17 protein-coding genes and 1 tRNA gene are annotated in these 20,737 nt (G+C 42.4%); 2 read left to right on the top strand and 16 right to left on the bottom strand.

Translation table 11 applies throughout. From position 1 onward, the window contains the following. Nucleotides 1-34 precede the first annotated feature (34 nt). The 4 genes from FTV43_RS03910 to FTV43_RS03895 all read right to left on the bottom strand — a co-directional run bounded on the left by FTV43_RS03910 (nucleotide 35) and on the right by FTV43_RS03895 (nucleotide 4,095). A complete protein-coding gene (locus tag FTV43_RS03910; RefSeq protein WP_178865975.1) occupies nucleotides 35-379 on the bottom strand; it encodes a lysozyme inhibitor LprI family protein in 345 nt (114 codons plus the stop codon). Nucleotides 380-551: 172 nt separating this feature from the next. Beyond that, nucleotides 552-1,163 carry an OmpW family protein gene (locus FTV43_RS03905; protein WP_179994911.1) on the bottom strand — a complete coding sequence of 204 codons (612 nt, stop codon included), beginning with the start codon at nucleotides 1,161-1,163 and terminating at the stop codon, nucleotides 552-554. A gap of 573 nt (nucleotides 1,164-1,736) precedes the next feature. Further along, on the bottom strand, nucleotides 1,737-3,113 hold the full coding sequence (locus FTV43_RS03900; RefSeq protein ID WP_179994910.1) for a Na+/H+ antiporter family protein: 1,377 nt from the start codon (nucleotides 3,111-3,113) through the stop codon (nucleotides 1,737-1,739). 91 nt (nucleotides 3,114-3,204) lie between these two features. Continuing rightward, on the bottom strand, nucleotides 3,205-4,095 hold the full coding sequence (locus FTV43_RS03895) for an alpha/beta fold hydrolase (protein ID WP_179994983.1): 891 nt from the start codon (nucleotides 4,093-4,095) through the stop codon (nucleotides 3,205-3,207). Between the two features lie 120 nt (nucleotides 4,096-4,215). Between FTV43_RS03895 and FTV43_RS03890 the strand changes: the two genes are divergently transcribed. Together FTV43_RS03890 and FTV43_RS03885 are read left to right on the top strand one after the other, a co-directional pair. After that, the gene (locus FTV43_RS03890) at nucleotides 4,216-4,701 is read left to right on the top strand and encodes a DUF4442 domain-containing protein (protein ID WP_131260963.1); all 486 of its coding nucleotides are present in this window, start codon (nucleotides 4,216-4,218) and stop codon (nucleotides 4,699-4,701) included. Nucleotides 4,702-4,909: 208 nt separating this feature from the next. After that, nucleotides 4,910-5,761 carry an alpha/beta hydrolase gene (locus FTV43_RS03885; RefSeq protein WP_178865966.1) on the top strand — a complete coding sequence of 284 codons (852 nt, stop codon included), beginning with the start codon at nucleotides 4,910-4,912 and terminating at the stop codon, nucleotides 5,759-5,761. A gap of 102 nt (nucleotides 5,762-5,863) precedes the next feature. On the opposite strand, the gene FTV43_RS03880 is transcribed toward FTV43_RS03885, so the two are convergent. The 12 genes from FTV43_RS03880 to tuf all read right to left on the bottom strand — a co-directional run bounded on the left by FTV43_RS03880 (nucleotide 5,864) and on the right by tuf (nucleotide 20,661). After that, complete coding sequence (locus FTV43_RS03880; protein ID WP_004975789.1) at nucleotides 5,864-6,220, bottom strand: hypothetical protein; 357 nt, start codon at nucleotides 6,218-6,220, stop codon at nucleotides 5,864-5,866. Between the two features lie 111 nt (nucleotides 6,221-6,331). Then, nucleotides 6,332-6,892 carry a hypothetical protein gene (locus tag FTV43_RS03875; RefSeq protein ID WP_154321134.1) on the bottom strand — a complete coding sequence of 187 codons (561 nt, stop codon included), beginning with the start codon at nucleotides 6,890-6,892 and terminating at the stop codon, nucleotides 6,332-6,334. Nucleotides 6,893-7,043: 151 nt separating this feature from the next. Then, nucleotides 7,044-11,243, bottom strand: a complete 4,200-nt coding sequence (rpoC, locus tag FTV43_RS03870) for a DNA-directed RNA polymerase subunit beta' (RefSeq protein ID WP_179994909.1) — start codon at nucleotides 11,241-11,243, stop codon at nucleotides 7,044-7,046. Between the two features lie 157 nt (nucleotides 11,244-11,400). Further along, complete coding sequence (gene rpoB / locus FTV43_RS03865) at nucleotides 11,401-15,489, bottom strand: DNA-directed RNA polymerase subunit beta (RefSeq protein ID WP_131260966.1); 4,089 nt, start codon at nucleotides 15,487-15,489, stop codon at nucleotides 11,401-11,403. Between the two features lie 307 nt (nucleotides 15,490-15,796). Next, nucleotides 15,797-16,168, bottom strand: a complete 372-nt coding sequence (gene rplL, locus FTV43_RS03860) for a 50S ribosomal protein L7/L12 (RefSeq protein WP_004975779.1) — start codon at nucleotides 16,166-16,168, stop codon at nucleotides 15,797-15,799. A 48-nt stretch (nucleotides 16,169-16,216) separates the two neighbouring features. Beyond that, a complete protein-coding gene (rplJ, locus tag FTV43_RS03855; RefSeq protein ID WP_096902333.1) occupies nucleotides 16,217-16,723 on the bottom strand; it encodes a 50S ribosomal protein L10 in 507 nt (168 codons plus the stop codon). A 321-nt stretch (nucleotides 16,724-17,044) separates the two neighbouring features. Next, entirely contained in the window at nucleotides 17,045-17,740 is a 696-nt protein-coding gene (gene rplA, locus FTV43_RS03850) for a 50S ribosomal protein L1 (RefSeq protein ID WP_004975774.1), read from the bottom strand. A 3-nt stretch (nucleotides 17,741-17,743) separates the two neighbouring features. Then, nucleotides 17,744-18,172 carry a 50S ribosomal protein L11 gene (rplK, locus tag FTV43_RS03845; RefSeq protein WP_004975771.1) on the bottom strand — a complete coding sequence of 143 codons (429 nt, stop codon included), beginning with the start codon at nucleotides 18,170-18,172 and terminating at the stop codon, nucleotides 17,744-17,746. 116 nt (nucleotides 18,173-18,288) lie between these two features. Then, nucleotides 18,289-18,822: a transcription termination/antitermination protein NusG gene (gene nusG / locus FTV43_RS03840; protein ID WP_004975770.1), complete on the bottom strand. Its 534-nt coding sequence runs from the start codon at nucleotides 18,820-18,822 to the stop codon at nucleotides 18,289-18,291. 7 nt (nucleotides 18,823-18,829) lie between these two features. Continuing rightward, a complete protein-coding gene (gene secE, locus FTV43_RS03835) occupies nucleotides 18,830-19,270 on the bottom strand; it encodes a preprotein translocase subunit SecE (RefSeq protein ID WP_179994908.1) in 441 nt (146 codons plus the stop codon). Between the two features lie 73 nt (nucleotides 19,271-19,343). Beyond that, nucleotides 19,344-19,419, bottom strand: a tRNA-Trp gene (locus tag FTV43_RS03830). 51 nt (nucleotides 19,420-19,470) lie between these two features. Continuing rightward, complete coding sequence (tuf, locus tag FTV43_RS03825; protein WP_004975768.1) at nucleotides 19,471-20,661, bottom strand: elongation factor Tu; 1,191 nt, start codon at nucleotides 20,659-20,661, stop codon at nucleotides 19,471-19,473. Nucleotides 20,662-20,737: the final 76 nt, after the last annotated feature.

The following is a 20,737-nucleotide window of genomic DNA, read 5'->3' as shown; positions in this document are numbered from 1 at the left end:
TTGCCTAATTTTTCAAGCCTAAACCCAGAAAAATTTAAAAAGGTGCACGTTGATAGACCTGATTTAAATGATCCTCTAATTTCTGCTGACGCAAATTATACACTTGGGTTAAACAATCGACGGAAGCGCCACAACGATCACGCAATTCTAACCAACGAAATTGTTCATCACGAATTTGTGAACGCGTCCCCATAGCGACCAAACGGCTAACAATACGATAGGTGGTTGCCATTTTCACATCGGCATCATTGACCGCACGATGTTCACAAATGGCATGTTCTGTTGGTGTTCTGGCTTTCTCACAAGAAAAACTCGCCGCATGCCCCGCGACACTCAGCATTAAACCAACACATATAGGCCAACCGTATTTTATCAACATGAATTAATTCCTTCTTTATCGTTCTTTACTTTATCTTTCAGACTGTAAATGAACATGGCACATGCACTCAATTTTTTCATTCGATACATTTGTTATTTTTTGCGATAAAAAACCCCATCATAAAGATGGGGTTGCGCTGATTTTTATTATTATAAAGAGCTACTTTTTATAATTAAAATTTGTAGCTATAACCGATGGTGTACACCATTGGGTCGATGTCCAGATCAAACTTTTCAGCTCCTAATGCAGCAGCAGTATCTGCTGTTAAAGTAACTTCAGGACTCAATTGTGCATAACGTGCATCAAAGAATACACCCCAATTTTTCGCATCAGCTGGCTGGAAGTTAAAACCGATTTGACCTGCAAAACCAAAGTCTTCTTTTACATCTTTAACAACACCTTCTTCATCCCATGCGATAAATGCCGTACCACCGACACCAATGTATGGTGTAAAACGGGTTGAATTTTTAAAGTGGTATTTAGCAGTTAATGTTGGCGGTAAATGCTTAATCTTCGCACCATTATCACCATTCACTAGTACATCATGACTAATTGGTGTAGCCAACAATAGTTCCGCAGAGATATTGTCGTTAAAGAAATACTCTACAGATGGTGTAAATGCATATTCATGATCAGCTTCAACATTCACAGGGCCAATTAAAGTATTTAGTGATGTATCAGCTGTTGGAGAAATTACAGAACCACCAACTTTAACTTGCCATTGACCTGCCATAGCAGAAGCAGACATTCCCATTAATGCAATTAGAGCAACTTGCTTTAACATTTCAAAACCACCTTTAGAATAAAAATCTTAACGCTTAATTAATATTAAACATGACCACTATTAATATGCAACACATATTAAACATAATATTTTAATTATTTTATAAGCTATTCATTATTATATAAATTTATTTTAAATAGACTAAATTACTTGGTTTTAAAACCCGAGTTAATTAATAGAGTTTATATTATTATTTCCCGACTATATTACTCAATTTTATTTAAAAAATATATTAAAAGGTTTATTTAAAATACATCTTATATTTATTTAAAAATTAAAACAAATTTATTTTAAATAGATTAATTCACTCGGGTTTTATATTTTCAAAAAACAAAAAACCAATAAAAATTATTTAAATTAAATAAAGAGAATTAAAATCATCTTCATTCTAATATTAGAAGTTAATTACAACGAAAATGAATCATTCTGTTTGAAGATTTTAAATCGTGTATTGAGATTCAATCGGCAGATGTAAGGATGAACTTGAGGAAGATTCTTCTTGTCGTTTTAGCACGATGCTGCAACGTGCCCAACCTATTCTGAACACGTGTGCTTACACATTTTGGTGATGATTTACAGCACCATCGCAGCAATCCAACCAAAAATGATCAATGGAATATTAAAGTGAATAAAAGTCGGTACCACACTGTCCTTCATGTGGTCGTGCTGCCCATCCATATTTAAACCCGAAGTTGGCCCCAAGGTTGAATCCGATGCTGGAGAACCCGCATCTCCTAAGGCTGCTGCTGTACCAATAATCGCAATGGTTGCTGCAGGGCTAAAACCGAACTGCAAACATAAAGGCACATAAATAATTGCTAAAATAGGCACGGTAGAGAAAGATGAGCCAATCCCCAAGGTGATTAACAAACCAATCAATAACATTAAAAATGCAGCCAAAGCTTTGCTATTGCCAATCCATTCCACCGACGCTTCTACCAAAGCAGGCACTTGATTAGTCGCTTCAATCACTGAAGCGAAACCTTGTGCAGCAATCATAATAAAGCCGATGAGTGCCATCATACGCATACCTGTAATGATCACATCATCTGCTTCTTTCCATTTGAAAATTCCCGCACAGCTTAAAATGGCAACACCCACCAAACCTGCCAGAATCATCGAATCTGAATACAATTGCACCGCCAAGGTTGCAATAATCGCAAACACTGCCATCCACAAGGTAAATTTTGCAATCTGAGGCGCTTGTAGGGTTGGCGCGGCGGTATTTGCATTGAGCTCACTCGAAATGCTTTGAGTACGTGCTACCTGCACATCTAGATAGTGTCGTGGCTTGCGATAACTTACAAATAACGCGATCAATAGCCCAATAAACATCCCAAACACAGGAATAAACATGGCAGCAGGAATATCTTCATTTTGAATGGCAAAACCATACGGAGCACCAAAGGTATTGATATTGTGCGCCAAAATATCATTCAGAAAGATTGCACCGAAACCCACAGGAACAAACATATAAGTGGCAACCAAACCAAAAGTCAGCAAACAAACCACTGCACGACGGTCTAGGTTTAAATGATTGAAAACACTTAATAAAGGTGGAATCAATACAGGAATAAATGCAATATGTACAGGGATTAAGTTTTGTGAGAAGACCGCTGCCAAAGCCACAGTAAAATAAATCAGATATTTAACGCGGTTCTGTACCTTAGTATTACTGCTACCTGTTAAAGTGCGAATCAGTTTGTAGGCCAATAAGTCAGGCAAACCTGAACGTGCCAAAGCCAAAGCAAATGCACCTAAAATACCGTAAGCAAGGGCAATTTTTGCACCACCACCTAAGCCATTATTAAACGCATCTAAAGTGCCTTGTAAGCCTAAACCAGCCAGTAAACCACCTGAAACTGCACCAATAACCAAGGCAAAAACCACAGGCACACGAGCCAACGACAATCCGAACATGATTGCAATGGCAGCAAGAATTGCGAACATAAGAGATGAAAATTCAAAAAAGAAGCTATTTTATCAGAGATTATGCAGATTGGAGTTGACCAAACATTCAACTCCGACAAGCGTTTCTGATTTAAATTACTGCAGCATGTGAATTTGCATGACCTAAAGCAAAATCACGGATGGCAGTAGCAACCGCTTGCGGCTGACTAAGAATCGCCCAGTGATTAGCTGCCAATTCCACACGTTGAAAATCATCTACCCAAAGCGACATTTCATCAATCAATTCAGCACCCACAAATTGATCATATTTCAAGACAATAGCTTGCACAGGACAAATTGCATAACGTTGACGCGGCTTTAATAAACGTGGGATAAAATTGGCACGATATAAATTGACGCCATAGCGCCCATCTTTGCGGATATTAGGATTGATCGCAATATCTTGATCGCGTTCTAAGCGCATCACTACCTGACGCCATTGTTCAGGTTGAAAGAACTGCCAAACTGTAGGCGCAAGTGCAGGAAGTTGAAAGGCAGCAATATACCAAGATTTACGCATTTGTTTGAAAAATTTAATTTTATTTTCAGAAAACTGCTTACGCATCCAGAACGCTGCATGATCCAAACATGGGCCTGAAATACTGCTGTACGATAAAATTCGTCCCTTTAATTCTGGATCCGTCACTGCTTCCCAAGACTGAATTGAACCCCAGTCATGAGCTGCCAAGTGAAATGCACGCTGCCCCAAAACGGCATTAGCAACAGCCATTAAATCTGCAGCCAATTGAGCCAAGCTATAGGCACGAATGGATTTGGGAATGGAGGATTGTCCCGCACCACGTACATCGTAACTCACCACATAAAAATCTTGTACCAACACGGCAATCACTCGTTCCCAGACTTCTTGGTTATCTGGATAGCCATGCAGCAAAATCAATGCAGGTGCCGTTTTTTCCCCCCAAGTTTTGACATAAAGCTGTTGATAATCTGAGGTTTCAATCCATTGCGTTTGTGCTTGCATAGACATCCTGTTGTTTATTGTTGACATGATTGCTCTTGAGAATAACAAAATATGCCATTGGCTTGCTCAAATTTCATACTAATATAAGAAAAATCTACTTAAGGCTCTATAAAATTTCCCATGAACCTCATCAAAAAATTGCAGCAACTTCCTATCGTTTCTAAATACTTTTTAAATCGGTACCCACCCTATCGGGGTGCAGGTATTGAAATTGATCAAATCGATTTAGCCAACCACCATGTCCGTGTCAAAATGCCACTCACTCGCAAAAATCAAAATATTGTCGGCGTACATTTTGGCGGCAGCCTCTATTCCATGGTAGATCCATTTTATATGTTAATTCTGATGCATCACTTGGGTTCAACATATATTGTTTGGGATAAAGCGGCAACGATTCATTTCCTCGCCCCAGGACGCAGTACGGTGTATGCCGATATTCGCCTGAGTGCCGCTGAAGTCGAGGAAATCAAACAGATCGCAGAAGACTATGCTCCTCTGACACGTCAATATACGCTCAATATTATCGATGAATCAGGTGTACGAATTGCAGAAGTGCATAAAACGTTATATATCCGACGTAAAAAGCCCAAAGCCGTAGCAACGTAATTTTTAGCTGACATAAAAACGCAGAATCTAATGATTCTGCGTTGTTGGTAATATTATTTTAATCAAAAGACAAAAAGATCAATGTCACCGACAAACTTCTCTACTCTTTTTGAGCAGGTATGAATTAATTAACGTATTACTGTTGATACATCAGTGGATCATAAAAATTATAAACATTGATAGTATTTAAAATTAAAGGATCATTAAAATGAAAAAAAATCTTGTGCCAATCTTTTCCCTACTTTGTTTCTATTCATCGACATCCCTCCATGCTTTGGTGCCGAATACATTTACCAAAGTCCAGACTTTGAAAAATGTGGCTTATGGATCTCATCCTCAACAAGTGATGGATGTCTATTTCCCTGCCAAAGTACTCACAGATCAAACACCAGCCCCGCTCATGATGATGGTCCATGGCGGTGCTTGGAAAATGGGTGATAAAAATCATGCTGCTGTGGTCAAAAATAAGCTGAGTTACTGGACCAAGCAAAACTGGATTTTTGTGTCTATCAACTATAGATTAGTTCCGGATGTGACCGTACAGCAGCAAACTCAGGATATCGCCCAAGCGCTTATTTATATCCAAAATCAGGCACCGCATTGGCATGCTGACTCAAAACACTTGGTACTTATGGGGCATTCCGCGGGCGCACACCTGGTCAGTCTATTAACCGTTCGCCCCCATTGGCTAGCACCCCAGCCACAGCCTTGGCGTGCTACTGTTGCTTTAGATAGCGCGGCTTATGATATAGAAAAGATAATGCAAACACGTCATGCACGTTTTTATGATCAAGCCTTTGGTGATCAACCTTCCAAATGGAAAGCCCTTTCTCCGATAGCTCAGCTACATCAAGCTTTACCTGCATTCCTCGCGGTGTGTTCAACCATCCGTGCAGACCAACCCTGTACTCAAGCTCGACAATTTATTCAACAAGCACAGAAATTCGGAACTCAAACCCAGTTATTGCCTGTCCGACTTTCACATGCTGAAATCAACAAGTCATTGGGACAAAATAATGCTTATACTCAAGCAGTCAATCAATTTATCCAAACGCATTAATTTTTCAGCTTGCGTATAAAAAACGCAGAATCATAAGATTCTGCGTTGGATGTACTGAAATATAAGTACTTCAGTAGGATGGCATGGCTGTTCGTATTCAGATTAACGCTTTTGCTCGATGGCTGCACCAGCACCACCACCAACAGCACCACCGATTGCAGCGCCTGCATTACCACCTATCACTTCTTTACCTAAAATTGAACCAATCGCACCGCCAATTCCACTATAGGTTGCGTTACGGTTAGAACCATCTTGGGTTTTACTTCCAACTGCCGCACCTGCACCTGCGCCGGCTGCTGCACCAACACTACCACCTACGCTGTTACCCGCTGCGCCACCAACGGCACCGCCTAATGCTGCAGCACCAATACGTTGGTCATTAGAACTCATGCTTTCACAACCCGCCATAAGCATGGTCGATACTGTGGCAATTGCCAATACACTCAATACTTTTTTCATGGTGATCACTCCCCCTCGGTCTATTCGCTCTCAGCTTAGTGCATATTGCGGTAACAACTTTGAAAAATCTGTTACCAAGCACAGTAAGATATGAGTATTTCTGTAAAATGCTTAAGGCATCATAAAGGATTCTGTACCCTCTTCTTCAAGTACCACCACATCACGTGTGGTTTTACCATCTTCAGTAAACACAGCATGAGAAACTGTTTCTTTGCTTTCAGGCGTTTTGACCCGATCCAGTTTTAATGTGCGATGAATTGGCGCCTGCCCCTGCTTATATTCCATGCCTTCTGCATCAATCGTTTTCACTTCAGAAATGACTTTACCATCCTGCTTTAGGGTTTTATTCAACTCAATTTTTGAGGTTGGTACAATCACCCCACCTTTTTGAATCACAGGAATACCCAATTGTTTCTCTGAAAACTGTGCTTGATCATCATCAAAAACAACTTCCTTTGCCACAATATCTTTACCCTGATTGCTCACTTCAAAAATCGTGGCTTCTACATGGCGTATAGGCTTTTCACCTGTCACTGTACGAATCACTTCAGTTTTTAGAATAGGCACAATGGCTTTGTCTTTCACCACAATGCTGTTTGGCATTGGTGCAGCCGAAACAGACACACTCAGTAGCATTGCCGATAAACACAGTGTCAGTCCTCTAAATTGCATAAGCTATCCCCTTAGTTTTCTTGATATTTTTAAATTGTTCTTAATTCACTATATGCAATATTGCGGCTTTATTAAAGCAAAATATGCAACTAAAACGTTGGCAAAAAAAAGACGCCTCGAAAGGCGTCTTTAAATGATGCTTTAAAACGAATTAGAGATCGTTAAATTCATCGCTAAATGCTTGGCTTAATGCTTGATCTACATCAGAGAAATCATTCACTAATGCCAATTCAGCAGCTTCAGCTTCTTGACGACGACGCTCTAAGTGGTAAGCAAGACCCGTACCTGCTGGGATCAAACGACCCACAACAACGTTCTCTTTCAAGCCACGTAAATCATCTTCTTTACCTGTTACAGCCGCTTCAGTTAACACACGTGTAGTTTCCTGGAACGATGCAGCAGAAATGAACGAGTCTGTTGAAAGCGATGCTTTGGTGATACCCATCAATTGACGTTCAAACTTCGCTGGGAACTTGTTTTGTGCAACTACAGCTTGGTTTTCTTGTACCACGCGAATGTAATCCACTTGTTCGCCTTTGATGAAGCTCGTATCGCCACCATCGGTGATTTCAACTTTACGCAACATTTGACGCACGATGACTTCAATGTGCTTATCGTTAATTTTTACACCTTGTAAGCGGTAAACGTCTTGAACTTCGTTCACGATGTAGTTGGTTAATGCCACTTCACCTTTCAAGCGTAAGATGTCATGTGGGTTTTGTGGACCATCAGAAATGGTTTCACCACGGTTCACATGCTCACCTTCAAACACGTTGATGTTACGCCATTTTGGAATCAACTCTTCGTAAATCTCAGAGCCATCATCTGGTGTAATCACTAAACGGTTCTTACCTTTGGTTTCTTTACCAAAGCTCACGATACCTGACACTTCTGCAAGAATCGCATGCTCTTTTGGTTTACGTGCTTCAAATAAGTCTGCAACGCGTGGTAAACCACCAGTAATATCACGAGTACGTGAAGATTCTTGTGGTACACGACCAATAACGTCACCCACACCGATATTTTCGCCATCACGGACAGAAAGAATCGTGTTCTGTGGCAAGAAGTAGAACTGTTCGCCACCATCCACAGTGTCTAATACCACAGCAGGACGTAAGTCTTTACCTGACGCAGGACGTGAAGTCACTGGCAAGATTTCAACTGTGGTCATACCTGTTGCATCATCAGTTTTCGAGGTTGCAGTCACGCCATCAGCAATTTGGCTGAAACGGATTTTACCCGCAACTTCGGTCACAAGTGGATGCGTGTGTGGATCCCAAGTCGCCACAATACCGCCAGCTTCTACCGCTTCGCCATCTTTGAGCAAGATTGACGCACCGTATGGCAGTTTATAACGCTCACGCTCACGACCTAACTCATCGGCAATACCAATTTCACCTGAACGTGAAACAGATACCAAGTGACCTTTAGCGTGTTGTACAGTTTTCACGTTATGGAAACGTACTGAACCTTTGTTACGCACTTGTACGCTATTGGCTGCAGAAGTTCGGCTTGCCGCACCACCCACGTGGAATGTACGCATGGTTAACTGTGTACCTGGCTCACCAATCGATTGAGCAGCCATTACACCCACAGATTCACCTGGATTCACCAAGTGACCACGTGCTAGGTCACGACCATAACACTTCGCACATACACCAAAGGTCGATTCACAAGATACCACTGAACGTACTTTTACTTCATCGACACCTTGCTCTTCTAAGAAGTTAGCAAGTTTTTCATCAATGAGTGTGTTACGTGGCAGAATAACTTCGTCTGAACCCGCTTTCTTCACATCTTCTGCAGTTACACGACCTAATACACGCGTACCAAGGTTTTCAATGACATCACCACCTTGAATGAATGGTGTCATCACTAAACCGCCATAAGTACCGCAATCTGGCTCAGTAATTACCAAGTCTTGTGCAACGTCAACCAAACGACGTGTCAAGTAACCTGAGTTCGCTGTTTTCAATGCGGTATCGGCCAAACCTTTACGCGCACCGTGAGTTGAAATGAAGTACTGAAGTACCGTCAAACCTTCACGGAAGTTCGCTTTAATTGGCGTTTCAATGATCGAACCATCTGGTTTCGCCATCAAACCACGCATACCCGCCAACTGACGAATCTGTGCCGCACTACCACGCGCACCTGAATCCGACATCATGTAGATCGAGTTGAATGATTTTTGCTTCTCGTCTTCACCCTGTTTGTTTTTCACAGTTGTGAATGACAAGTTGTCCATCATCGCTTTAGCAACTTGGTCGTTGGTACGTGCCCAAATATCGACCACTTTATTATAACGCTCACCCGCAGTTACGAAGCCTTGCTCGAACTGTTGTTCAATTTCACGAACTTCAGTTTCTGCTTTTTCAATAATTGCTTGTTTTTGTGGTGGAATAACCATGTCTTCCATACCCACAGAAACACCTGAACGTGTCGCTTGACGGAAGCCCAAGTACATCAATTGGTCTGCAAAAATAACCGTGTCTTTTAGACCTAATTTACGGTAGCAAGAGTTGATTAACTTTGAGATGTTCTTTTTGTTCATCTCTAGGTTAATTTGCTCGAAGCTTAAACCTTCAGGCACAACTTCCCAAAGCAAGCAGCGACCTGGTGTCGTATCTACAACAATAGTTTGTTGCTCACGCTCACCATTTTCATTGATTACGGTTTGGTGTACACGTGCTTTTACGCGAGCGTGTAAGTCAACTTGACCCGTTGCAAGTGCACGGTTTACTTCGTGCGTATCTGCAAACACCATGCCTTCACCTTTGGCATTGATTGCATCACGCGTGATGTAATACAAGCCCAAGACAACGTCCTGAGATGGTACGATGATTGGCTCACCGTTCGCAGGAGACAAGATGTTGTTGGTCGACATCATTAACGCACGCGCTTCTAATTGCGCTTCAAGTGTTAATGGTACGTGTACCGCCATTTGGTCACCGTCGAAGTCAGCGTTGAACGCAGCACAAACGAGTGGGTGTAAACGGATGGCTTTACCTTCAATCAGGATCGGTTCAAATGCTTGAAGACCTAAACGGTGAAGTGTAGGCGCACGGTTCAACATCACTGGGTGTTGACGAATGACAGATGCAAGTACATCCCAAACTTCTGGGGTTTCGCGCTCAACCATTTTCTTCGCAGCTTTAATGGTGGTTGCTTGACCTGAAGCTTGTAATTTTGCAAAGATGAATGGCTTGAACAGTTCAAGTGCCATTTTCTTCGGAAGACCACACTGGTGTAAACGTAGGTTTGGACCAACGGTAATCACCGAACGACCTGAATAGTCAACACGCTTACCAAGTAAGTTTTGACGGAAACGACCTTGCTTACCTTTGATCATATCTGCCAAAGATTTAAGCGGACGCTTGTTTGAACCTGTGATTGCACGACCACGACGACCGTTATCTAACAAGGCATCAACAGACTCTTGTAACATACGTTTTTCGTTACGTACGATGATATCTGGCGCTGCAAGGTCAAGAAGACGCTTCAAACGGTTGTTACGGTTAATCACACGACGATAAAGATCGTTCAAGTCAGAAGTCGCAAAACGACCACCTTCAAGTGGAACCAACGGGCGAAGATCTGGTGGAAGTACAGGCAGTACATTCATCACCATCCATTCAGGCTTGTTGTTCGACTCTTTGAACGCTTCCATCAACTTCAAACGCTTAGAGGCTTTTTTCAGCTTAGTTTCTGAAGTTGTTTGTGGAATTTCTTCACGTAAACGAGCAATTTCAGCTTCAAGATCGATGTCTTTTAACAAGTCTTGAACTGCTTCAGCACCCATTTTCGCAGTGAATTCATCACCATGCTCTTCTAGCGCATTGAAGTATTCTTCGTCATTGAGAAGTTGATATTTCTCAAATGGCGTCATACCTGGGTCAGTAACCACATAGGATTCGAAATATAATACGCGCTCGATATCACGTAAAGTCATATCAAGTAATAAACCAATACGGCTTGGTAATGATTTCAAGAACCAAATGTGTGCAACTGGAGAAGCAAGTTCGATGTGACCCATACGCTCACGACGAACTTTTGCAGTCGTTACTTCAACGCCACATTTTTCACAAATGACGCCTTTGTATTTCATACGCTTGTATTTACCACACAAGCATTCGTAATCTTTTACTGGACCAAAAATTTTGGCACAGAATAAACCATCACGTTCAGGCTTAAACGTACGATAGTTAATGGTTTCTGGCTTTTTAACTTCACCGTGAGACCATGACTTAATCATTTCTGGTGACGCAAGACCAATACGGATGCGGTCAAACTCTACTGGAGCATGACCGTCTGAATCCGTCTTTTTGCGCATGATATCGAGCAAGTCTTTCAATTTTTTTCTCCGTGTGCTGGGAGGCTGTTTTCACATCCCAACTGGGTCACAAATATTGTTTTTTAACTGAGTTTTAATCCCCCTTAATCCCCCTTTTTCAAAGGGGGAAAAGTCCCTCTTTTATAAAGAGGGATTTAGGGAGATTTAATGGAGATGCTTAGTCACCATTTTTCAGTTCAATGTTGATACCTAAAGAACGGATCTCTTTGGTCAATACGTTAAACGATTCAGGCATACCTGGGTCCATATAATGGTTACCATCTACAATGTTCTTATAGATACGGGTACGACCTTCAACGTCATCCGACTTCACAGTGAGCATTTCTTGAAGCGTGTATGCAGCACCGTATGCTTCAAGTGCCCAGACTTCCATCTCACCGAAACGCTGACCACCGAATTGTGCCTTACCACCCAACGGCTGTTGCGTTACAAGTGAGTAAGAACCTGTAGAACGTGCGTGCATCTTGTCATCCACCAAGTGGTTGAGTTTGAGCATGTACATATAACCTACAGTCACTGGACGGTCAAATTTCTCGCCTGTACGACCATCGTACAACACGGTTTGACCAGAACGTGGTAATTCAGCCAGTTCAAGTAATTCTTTAATTTGACCTTCTTCTGCACCATCAAATACAGGAGTAGCCAACGGAACACCTGCACGTAAGTTGCCAGCCAATACCAAGATTTCATCATCAGTTAAGCTGTCAAGATCTTCTTGCTCGCCACCAACTTTGTTATAAATCTTGTCTAGGAACTCACGTAGTTCAGCAATTTCACGTTGTTGTTTGAGCATTTTATCAATTTGCTCACCCAAACCTTTGGCTGCCATACCCAAGTGTGTTTCAAGAATCTGACCCACGTTCATACGCGATGGTACGCCTAGTGGGTTCAATACGATATCTACTGGTACACCGTTAGCATCGTGCGGCATGTCTTCTACAGGCAAGATGTTTGATACAACACCTTTGTTACCGTGACGACCCGCCATCTTGTCACCCGGTTGGATGCGACGCTTAACAGCAAGATAAACTTTAACAACTTTCAACACGCCCGTAGTGAGTTCATCGCCTGTAGAAAGCTTACGTTTCTTCTCAGCGAATTTCTCATCAATTTCAAAGCTCTTCTCTTTCAAGAAAGTTTGAATTTGAGTTAAACGCTCAGCAATTGCTTCATCACTTGGTTGAATTTCAAGTAGATCAACTAACTCTAAACCAGACAACACATCTTCAGAAAGTTTGTCGCCACGTTTAGTTGTACCGCCACCGTTAGATTCTTGACCTTTTAATAAGCGGATAATACGTTCACGCGCTGCTTCTTCAAAGATTTTGTATTCTTCTTTCAAGTCTTTGCGGTATGCATCAAGTTGTGCTTTTTCAATCGCTTGTGCACGTTCGTCTTTTTCTAGACCATCACGGGTAAAGACTTGAACGTCAATCACAGTACCTTTAGTACCTGATGGAACGCGCAATGATGAATCTTTCACATCTGCTGCTTTTTCACCGAAGATTGCACGAAGCAATTTTTCTTCAGGGGTTAACTGAGTTTCACCCTTAGGCGTTACTTTACCAACAAGAATGTCGCCTGCAGTCACTTCAGCACCAATGTAAACGATACCAGACTCGTCTAGTTTAGACAGTGCAGCTTCGCCCACGTTTGGAATATCAGCTGTGATTTCTTCCGCACCCAATTTGGTATCACGTGCAACACATGACAATTCTTGAATGTGAATCGAAGTTAAACGGTCTTCTTGAAGTACACGCTCAGAAAGCAAGATCGAGTCTTCGTAGTTATAGCCATTCCAAGTCATGAACGCGACACGCATGTTCTGACCGAGTGCAAGCTCACCGCCATCTGTAGATGGACCGTCAGCTAATACATCACCACGACCTACCTTATCACCCATCTTCACCAAAACTTTTTGGTTAATACAAGTGTTTTGGTTTGAACGTGTGTATTTGATCAGGTTGTAGATATCTACACCTGCTTCACCCGCGATCATTTCTTCTTCGTTCACACGAATGACTACACGTGAAGCATCGACATATTCAATACGACCACCACGGTTTGCAATCACACATACACCTGAGTCATGTGCTACGTTCGCTTCCATCCCTGTACCCACAAGTGGTTTATCAGCGATAAGCGTCGGAACAGCCTGACGTTGCATGTTCGATCCCATCAAGGCACGGTTGGCGTCATCGTGCTCAAGGAATGGAATCAGTGATGCTGCTACAGATACAACCTGCTGTGCAGAAACGTCCATGTGCGTCACGCGCTCTGGCGGCATACGCACGAAGTCACCTTGGTGACGTACAGATACGAATTCTTCTGTTAAATTGCCATCTTGGTCTACGCTTGAGTCCGCTTGCGCAATGATCGTGCCTACTTCTTCAATTGCAGATAAATACTCAACTTCATCGGTTACACGACCATCAACCACTTTACGGTATGGCGTTTCCAAGAAGCCAAAATTATTACATTTTGCATAAACAGAAAGCGAGTTGATCAAACCAATGTTTGGACCTTCAGGCGTTTCAATTGGACACACACGACCATAGTGAGTTTGGTGTACGTCACGTACCTCAAAGCCTGCACGTTCACGTGTCAAACCACCTGGACCAAGCGCAGATACGCGACGCTTGTGGGTAATTTCAGACAACGGGTTGTTTTGGTCCATGAACTGAGACAATTGGCTTGAACCAAAGAATTCTTTGATTGCAGCAGCCACTGGCTTCGCATTGATTAAATCTTGCGGAGACAGGTTGTCTGTTTCAGCTTGTGACAAACGCTCTTTTACAGCACGCTCAACACGTACCAAACCAACACGGAATTGGTTTTCAGTCATCTCGCCCACTGAACGTACGCGACGGTTACCTAAGTGGTCGATATCGTCGACTTCACCTTTACCGTTACGGATTTCAATTAAGGTTTTCAGTACATCGGTAATGTCTTCGTTAGACAAAATACCTTCAACTTCACGTGATTTCTGATCTGTACCCACTTCGTAAGGACGACCCAAACGACGGTTGAACTTCATACGACCTACTGGCGATAAATCATAACGCTCAGAAGAGAAGAACAAGTTATTGAACAGATTTTCAGCGGCTTCTTTCGTCGGTGGCTCACCTGGACGCATCACTTTGTAGATTTCTACCAAAGCATCTTCACGACCAACAGTTGTATCTGCACGTAAGGTGTCCGCAATGAACGAACCACGGTCGATGTCATTGGTGAATAGGATGTTAAATTGTTTAACACCACCTTCTGCAAGTTTCACCATGATTTCATGGCTTAACAAGGTGTTTGCAGCAATCACATCGCCATCTTTTAGCTGGATGTCTTCTGCAGTAATACGTTCGTACAAGTACTCATCAGGAACTGAAAGCTTCTCAAGACCAGCTGCTTCCATTTGACGTACGTGACGCGCATTAATGCGTTTACCTTGCTCAACAATCACTTTGCCGTCAGTATCAGTGATGTCAAATTGTGCCATTTCGCCACGTAAGCGTTCTGGGACAAGGTCAATTTGGTAGCTACCCATGTCTAAATAGACAGGTACTTTCTCAAAGAACAAGTCTAGGATTTGTTCATTGCTATAGCCCAATGCACGCAACACTACAGTCGCAAGCAATTTACGACGACGGTCAATACGCACATAAACGAGGTCTTTGGCATCGAATTCAAAGTCTAACCATGAGCCACGGTAAGGAATAATGCGTGCTGAATACAACACTTTACCGCTCGAGTGGGTCTTACCTTTATCATGGTCAAAGAACACGCCTGGTGAACGGTGTAATTGAGAAACAATTACACGCTCAGTACCGTTAATCACAAAGGTACCGTTATCCGTCATCAATGGCATTTCGCCCATGTAGACTTCTTGCTCACGCACATCTTTGATTGATTTCGTTTCACGATCTTTAATGATCAAACGAATTTTTACGCGCATTGGTGCCGCATAAGTTGAGCCGCGAAGAATACACTCACGTACATCAAACTCAGGCTTACCAAGACTATACTCAACAAATTCTAAAGCAGCATTGCCAGAATAACTTTCTATAGGAAAAACTGAACGAAATGCGGCTTGGAGACCGATATCTTCGCGGCTTTTTGGAGTTTTGCCATCTTGAAGGAAAGTACGGTACGAGTCGACTTGAATCGAAAGCAAGTACGGTGCATCCATTACTTGGGGCAATTTACCAAAATTCTTACGGATCCGTTTCTTTTCGGTATATGAGTATGCCATCTGGAGTCCTCGGAAAGTAAACTAAACCCGCCTGCAGAACGGGTTTAGAAGGAATTACGCAGGCCGATATGGCCACCACTCTTTACAAATGCTGCAATTTTTAGTGGTATTAAAACGCTTAACAATATTTTTAAATGTGGAAAAATATTGGTAAGCGTTTGATTTTATTGATTTATATTGTTTTCGATGGTTTTCCCATCATTCAAACAAAAATCGAGCCGATAATTGTAACGCAAAAAGGCTGATGACCCAAGAGCCATCAGCCATTTTTTGGAGTCGATTATAAAAAAATCGACTCCCCTTAAGATTACTTAAGTGTAACTGTAGCACCAGCTTCTTCAAGTTTCTTCTTAAGCTCTTCACCTTCTTCTTTAGAAACAGCTTCTTTGATCACTGAAGGAGCGCCTTCAACGATGTCTTTAGCTTCTTTAAGACCAAGGCCAGTAGCTTCACGAACTGCTTTAATTACAGCAACTTTGTTCGCACCGAAAGAAGTCAACTCAACGTTGAATTCAGATTGCTCTTCTGCAGCAGCAGCGCCAGCGCCTGGAGCAGCAGCAACAGCAACAGCAGCAGCTGATACATTGAATTTCTCTTCAAAAGCAGAGATAAGTTCAACAAGTTCAAGAACAGTTTTTTCAGCAACTGCGTTTAAGATTTCTTCGTTAGTTAAAGCCATGAGAATAACTCCAAATGGAAATTGAATGGTGTGGAAATAAATTTAAGCTTATGCAGCTTCTGACTCGTTTTTCTCTTTGAGCGCAGTAATAAGGCGACCCAATTTCGAAATAGGAGCTTGAAGAACGTTTGCAAGCATAGTAAGCGCTTTTTCTTGGTTCGGAAGATTCGCAATTACGCTAACTTCAGCACCTTGATAAAGTTTGCCGTCAAATGCAGCAGCTTTAAGTTCAAATGCTTTATTCGTTTTAGCGAATTCTTCGAACAAGCGTGCAGCTGCACCCATGTCGTCTTCAGAAGTTGAGAAAGCTAAAATTGTTGGGCCAACAAGGTTGTCGTTCAAGATCGTGAATTGCGTATCTTGAAAAGCACGTTTAGCCAAAGTATTACGTACAACACGTGTAGTAACACCTAATTTACGCGCTTCAACACGTAGAGCCGTTAATTGCTCAACGCTCATACCTTGATAGTCAGCAACAACAGCAGAGAACGCTTTAGAAGCAACTTCGTTAACTTCTGCTACGATCTGTTTTTTGTCTTCGATAAGAAGAGCCATTGTAAAACCTCCTAACGGTGATTTATGTGCTTACGTGAAGCACACTCCCAATTCGTAAATTCATTGCTGAACTTACACGCGGAGGAGGAATAAATCACACCACCGCGTCTACCCAGGCTGGAAGATTAAGAAAGCAGCATAAAACTACTCTCGCCTGAGGTCTTTGACGCTGATAAATTCTCATTTACCAATTCAAAGTCCGCCTGAATATCCCCCTCTCCTGCTAGGAGAGGGTTAGGGAGAGGTTTAACCCTCATCCCGACCTTCTCCCAGAGGGAGAAGGAGACTTTTCAGGACTTTAAAATTCTTTCTAAGTCAGACTTAGTTAGAAACGTTCTGTACATCAATAACAAGACCAGGACCCATAGTAGAGCTCAAAGTGATCTTTTTGATGTATACGCCTTTAGAAGTTGCAGGCTTTAACTTTTTCAAGTCAGCAACTAAGGTTTCAACGTTTGAACGAACTGCTTCAGCAGTAAAGCCAACTTGACCAATCGCAGCGTGGATAATACCCGCTTTGTCTACACGGTAACGCGCTTGACCTGCTTTTGCATTTTTAACTGCAGTCGCAACGTCAGGAGTTACAGTACCCACTTTAGGGTTTGGCATTAAGCCACGTGGACCAAGAATCGTACCCAACTTACCTACTACGCGCATTGCATCCGGAGCTGCAATCACAACGTCAAAGTCAAGGTTACCCGCTTGAATGCTTTCAGCTAAGTCGTCGAAACCAACTACGTCTGCGCCTTCAGCTTTAGCAGCTTCTGCAGCAGCACCTTGAGCGAAAACAGCTACACGTACAGTTTTACCAGTACCTGCAGGAAGTGTAGTCGCACCACGAACAACCTGATCAGATTTACGTGGGTCAACACCTAGGTTTACCGCAACATCCAAAGATTCTTTGAATTTAGCAGCAGGAAGGTTGTTTAGAACTTCAACTGCTTCTTCCAAAGTGTAAACTTTGTTTGCTTCTACAGCAGCAGCAATGGCTTTTTGACGTTTAGTTAACTTTGCCATGTCTTATAGCTCCACATCCAAGCCCATAGAACGTGCAGAACCAGCAATGGTACGCACACGTGCTTCTAAATCAGCACCAGTTAAATCTGGTTCTTTAGTAGTCGCGATTTCTTCTAATTGAGCACGAGTCAACTTACCAACTTTGTTTTTGTTAGGTACAGCTGAACCCTTTTGAATGCCTGCAGCTTTCTTAAGAAGAATTGCAGCAGGAGGAGTTTTCATGATGAATGTGAACGACTTGTCGTTGTACACAGTGATCACTACAGGAATTGGCAAACCTGGTTCAACTTTTTGTGTAGCAGCATTGAATTCTTTACAGAATGCCATGATGTTAACACCACGTTGACCTAATGCAGGACCAATTGGTGGAGATGGATTCGCTTTACCAGCTGGAACTTGCAGCTTGATATAGCCGTCAATCTTCTTAGCCATTTCAAATTACCTCTGGGTACAAACGCCGCTAGGCTCCCCAATATTTTAAGTAACGATACCGTTACAACAACAATGCCCGATTCATCATAAATCGGGCGTTTTCCAACCACTCAAACTTAAACGGATTTTTCGACTTGACGAAATTCCAGCTCAACCTGAGTAGGTCGATTAAATACATTAATTGTCAACGTTAAACGTGACTTCTCGTATTGAACTTCTTCCACCACGCCTTTAAAGTCGGTGAATGGACCATCAATCACAAGTAATTCTTCGCCTGGTTCAAACATCGTCTTCGGACGAGGTGCTTCACCAGTATTGCGTACACGTGCAAGAATCGCGTCAGCTTCTTTTTGCGTAATTGGGGCAGGCTTTTCTGCTGTACCACCAATAAAACCTAAAACTTTTGGACACTCTTTAACAATGTGCCAAGTTTCATCGTTCATTTCCATTTCAACCAATACATAGCCTGGAAAGAACTTACGCTCTGACTTACGTTTCTTACCATCCTTCATTTCTACCACTTCTTCGGTAGGAACAAGGACTTCACCAAAGCTATCGGCAACAGCGCTACGCTGGATTCGATCATTAAGCGAACGCATCACTTGTTTTTCATAACCTGAGTAGGCATGAATAATGTACCAACGTTTCATAGCTCTTTTACCCGATAATTAACTTGATTGCCCAGCCTAACAAATAGTCAAAACACCACAATACAATTGAAGTGACTACAACAACAATCAATACATGCCATGACGTTGTTACAGTTTCCTGTTTAGTAGGCCAAGTGACTCGACGTAACTCAATACGTGAATCTTTAAGCAAACGAACAAAGCCTTTGCCTTGATGGGTGGCGTATAATAAACCTAAAGCCACAACGATACAAGCCAAAATTACCCCAACACGCACCCAAATATCATTGGCTGATGCCCAATACGCAGGAAGATGCTGATTCACCATCATCGAAGCGATGAATAAAATCAAAGCGATACCCCACAACACGTAGTCTAATGGAGAACTCGATTGAACAACTTCAGCAGAATTATTTCTTTGAGGGATTGGCGCGTCGCTTAATGCGTCACGCGATTTATCATTCGACATTTTTGTACTCGTCGTAGAATTCGCGACTTATTATATGACTAGATTAGCCGACATCAAGCTTTTTTAAAAAAAGTGGCAGGCCAGGAGGGACTCGAACCCCCAACATTCGGTTTTGGAGACCGACGCTCTACCAATTGAACTACTGACCTACAAAACAGAACGAGAGCCAAAGCTCTCGACCTGTTTAACACATTCTATAATTATGCTGTTACTTTAGCAACAACACCCGCACCTACAGTACGACCACCTTCACGGATCGCAAAACGTAGACCTGGGTCCATTGCGATTGGGTGGATTAATTCTACTGACATTTCAACGTTGTCACCTGGCATTACCATTTCAACGCCTTCTTTCAACTGGATTGCACCAGTTACATCAGTTGTACGGAAATAGAATTGTGGACGGTAACCGTTAAGGAATGGAGTGTGACGACCACCCTCTTCTTTAGAAAGTACGTATACTTCCGCATCGAATTTAGTGTGTGGCTTGATTGTACCTGGCTTAGCAAGTACTTGACCACGTTGTACGTCTTCACGCTTAGTACCACGTAAAAGAACACCACAGTTCTCGCCCGCACGACCTTCGTCAAGAAGTTTACGGAACATTTCTACGCCAGTTACAGTTGTTTTAACTGTGTCTTTGATACCAACGATTTCAACTTCTTCGCCTACTTTCACGATACCAGTTTCTACACGGCCAGTTACTACTGTACCACGACCAGAAATAGAGAATACGTCTTCGATTGGCATTAAGAATGCTTGATCGATTGCACGTACTGGCTCTGGGATGTAAGTATCAAGCGCTTCAACAAGAGCAACTACAGCATCTTCGCCATATTGACCTGATTCACCGTTAAGTGCAGCAAGTGCTGAACCACGGATTACTGGAGTGTCGTCGCCTGGGAAGTCGTAAGTAGAAAGAAGTTCACGAACTTCCATTTCAACCAATTCGATTAACTCTTCGTCGTCTACGATATCGCATTTGTTTAAGAATACGATGATGTAAGGTACACCTACCTGACGAGAAAGAAGGATGTGTTCACGAGTTTGTGGCATTGGACCATCAGTCGCTGAACAAACAAGGATCGCACCATCCATCTGAGCAGCACCAGTGATCATGTTTTTAACATAGTCGGCGTGACCTGGGCAGTCTACGTGCGCGTAGTGACGAGTTGGAGAGTCGTATTCTACGTGAGAAGTATTAATTGTAATACCACGTGCTTTTTCTTCTGGTGCAGAGTCGATAGCAGCGTAATCTTTCGCTTCACCACCAAACTTACGTGCACATACTGTAGCAATCGCAGCTGTTAAAGTTGTTTTACCATGGTCAACGTGACCGATTGTGCCCACGTTAACGTGTGGCTTATTACGTTCAAACTTAGCCTTAGCCATGTTCATCTTCCTCGTTTACGTCGAACACAATGCTGAGTAAAACTCTGCCCCGACATATCGCCTAAAAAACTAGACA

The sequence above is a fragment of the Acinetobacter sp. YH16053 genome, from assembly GCF_013417035.1.
Classification (GTDB): domain Bacteria; phylum Pseudomonadota; class Gammaproteobacteria; order Pseudomonadales; family Moraxellaceae; genus Acinetobacter; species Acinetobacter towneri.
This window is presented reverse-complemented; position numbering and strand designations above follow the sequence as displayed.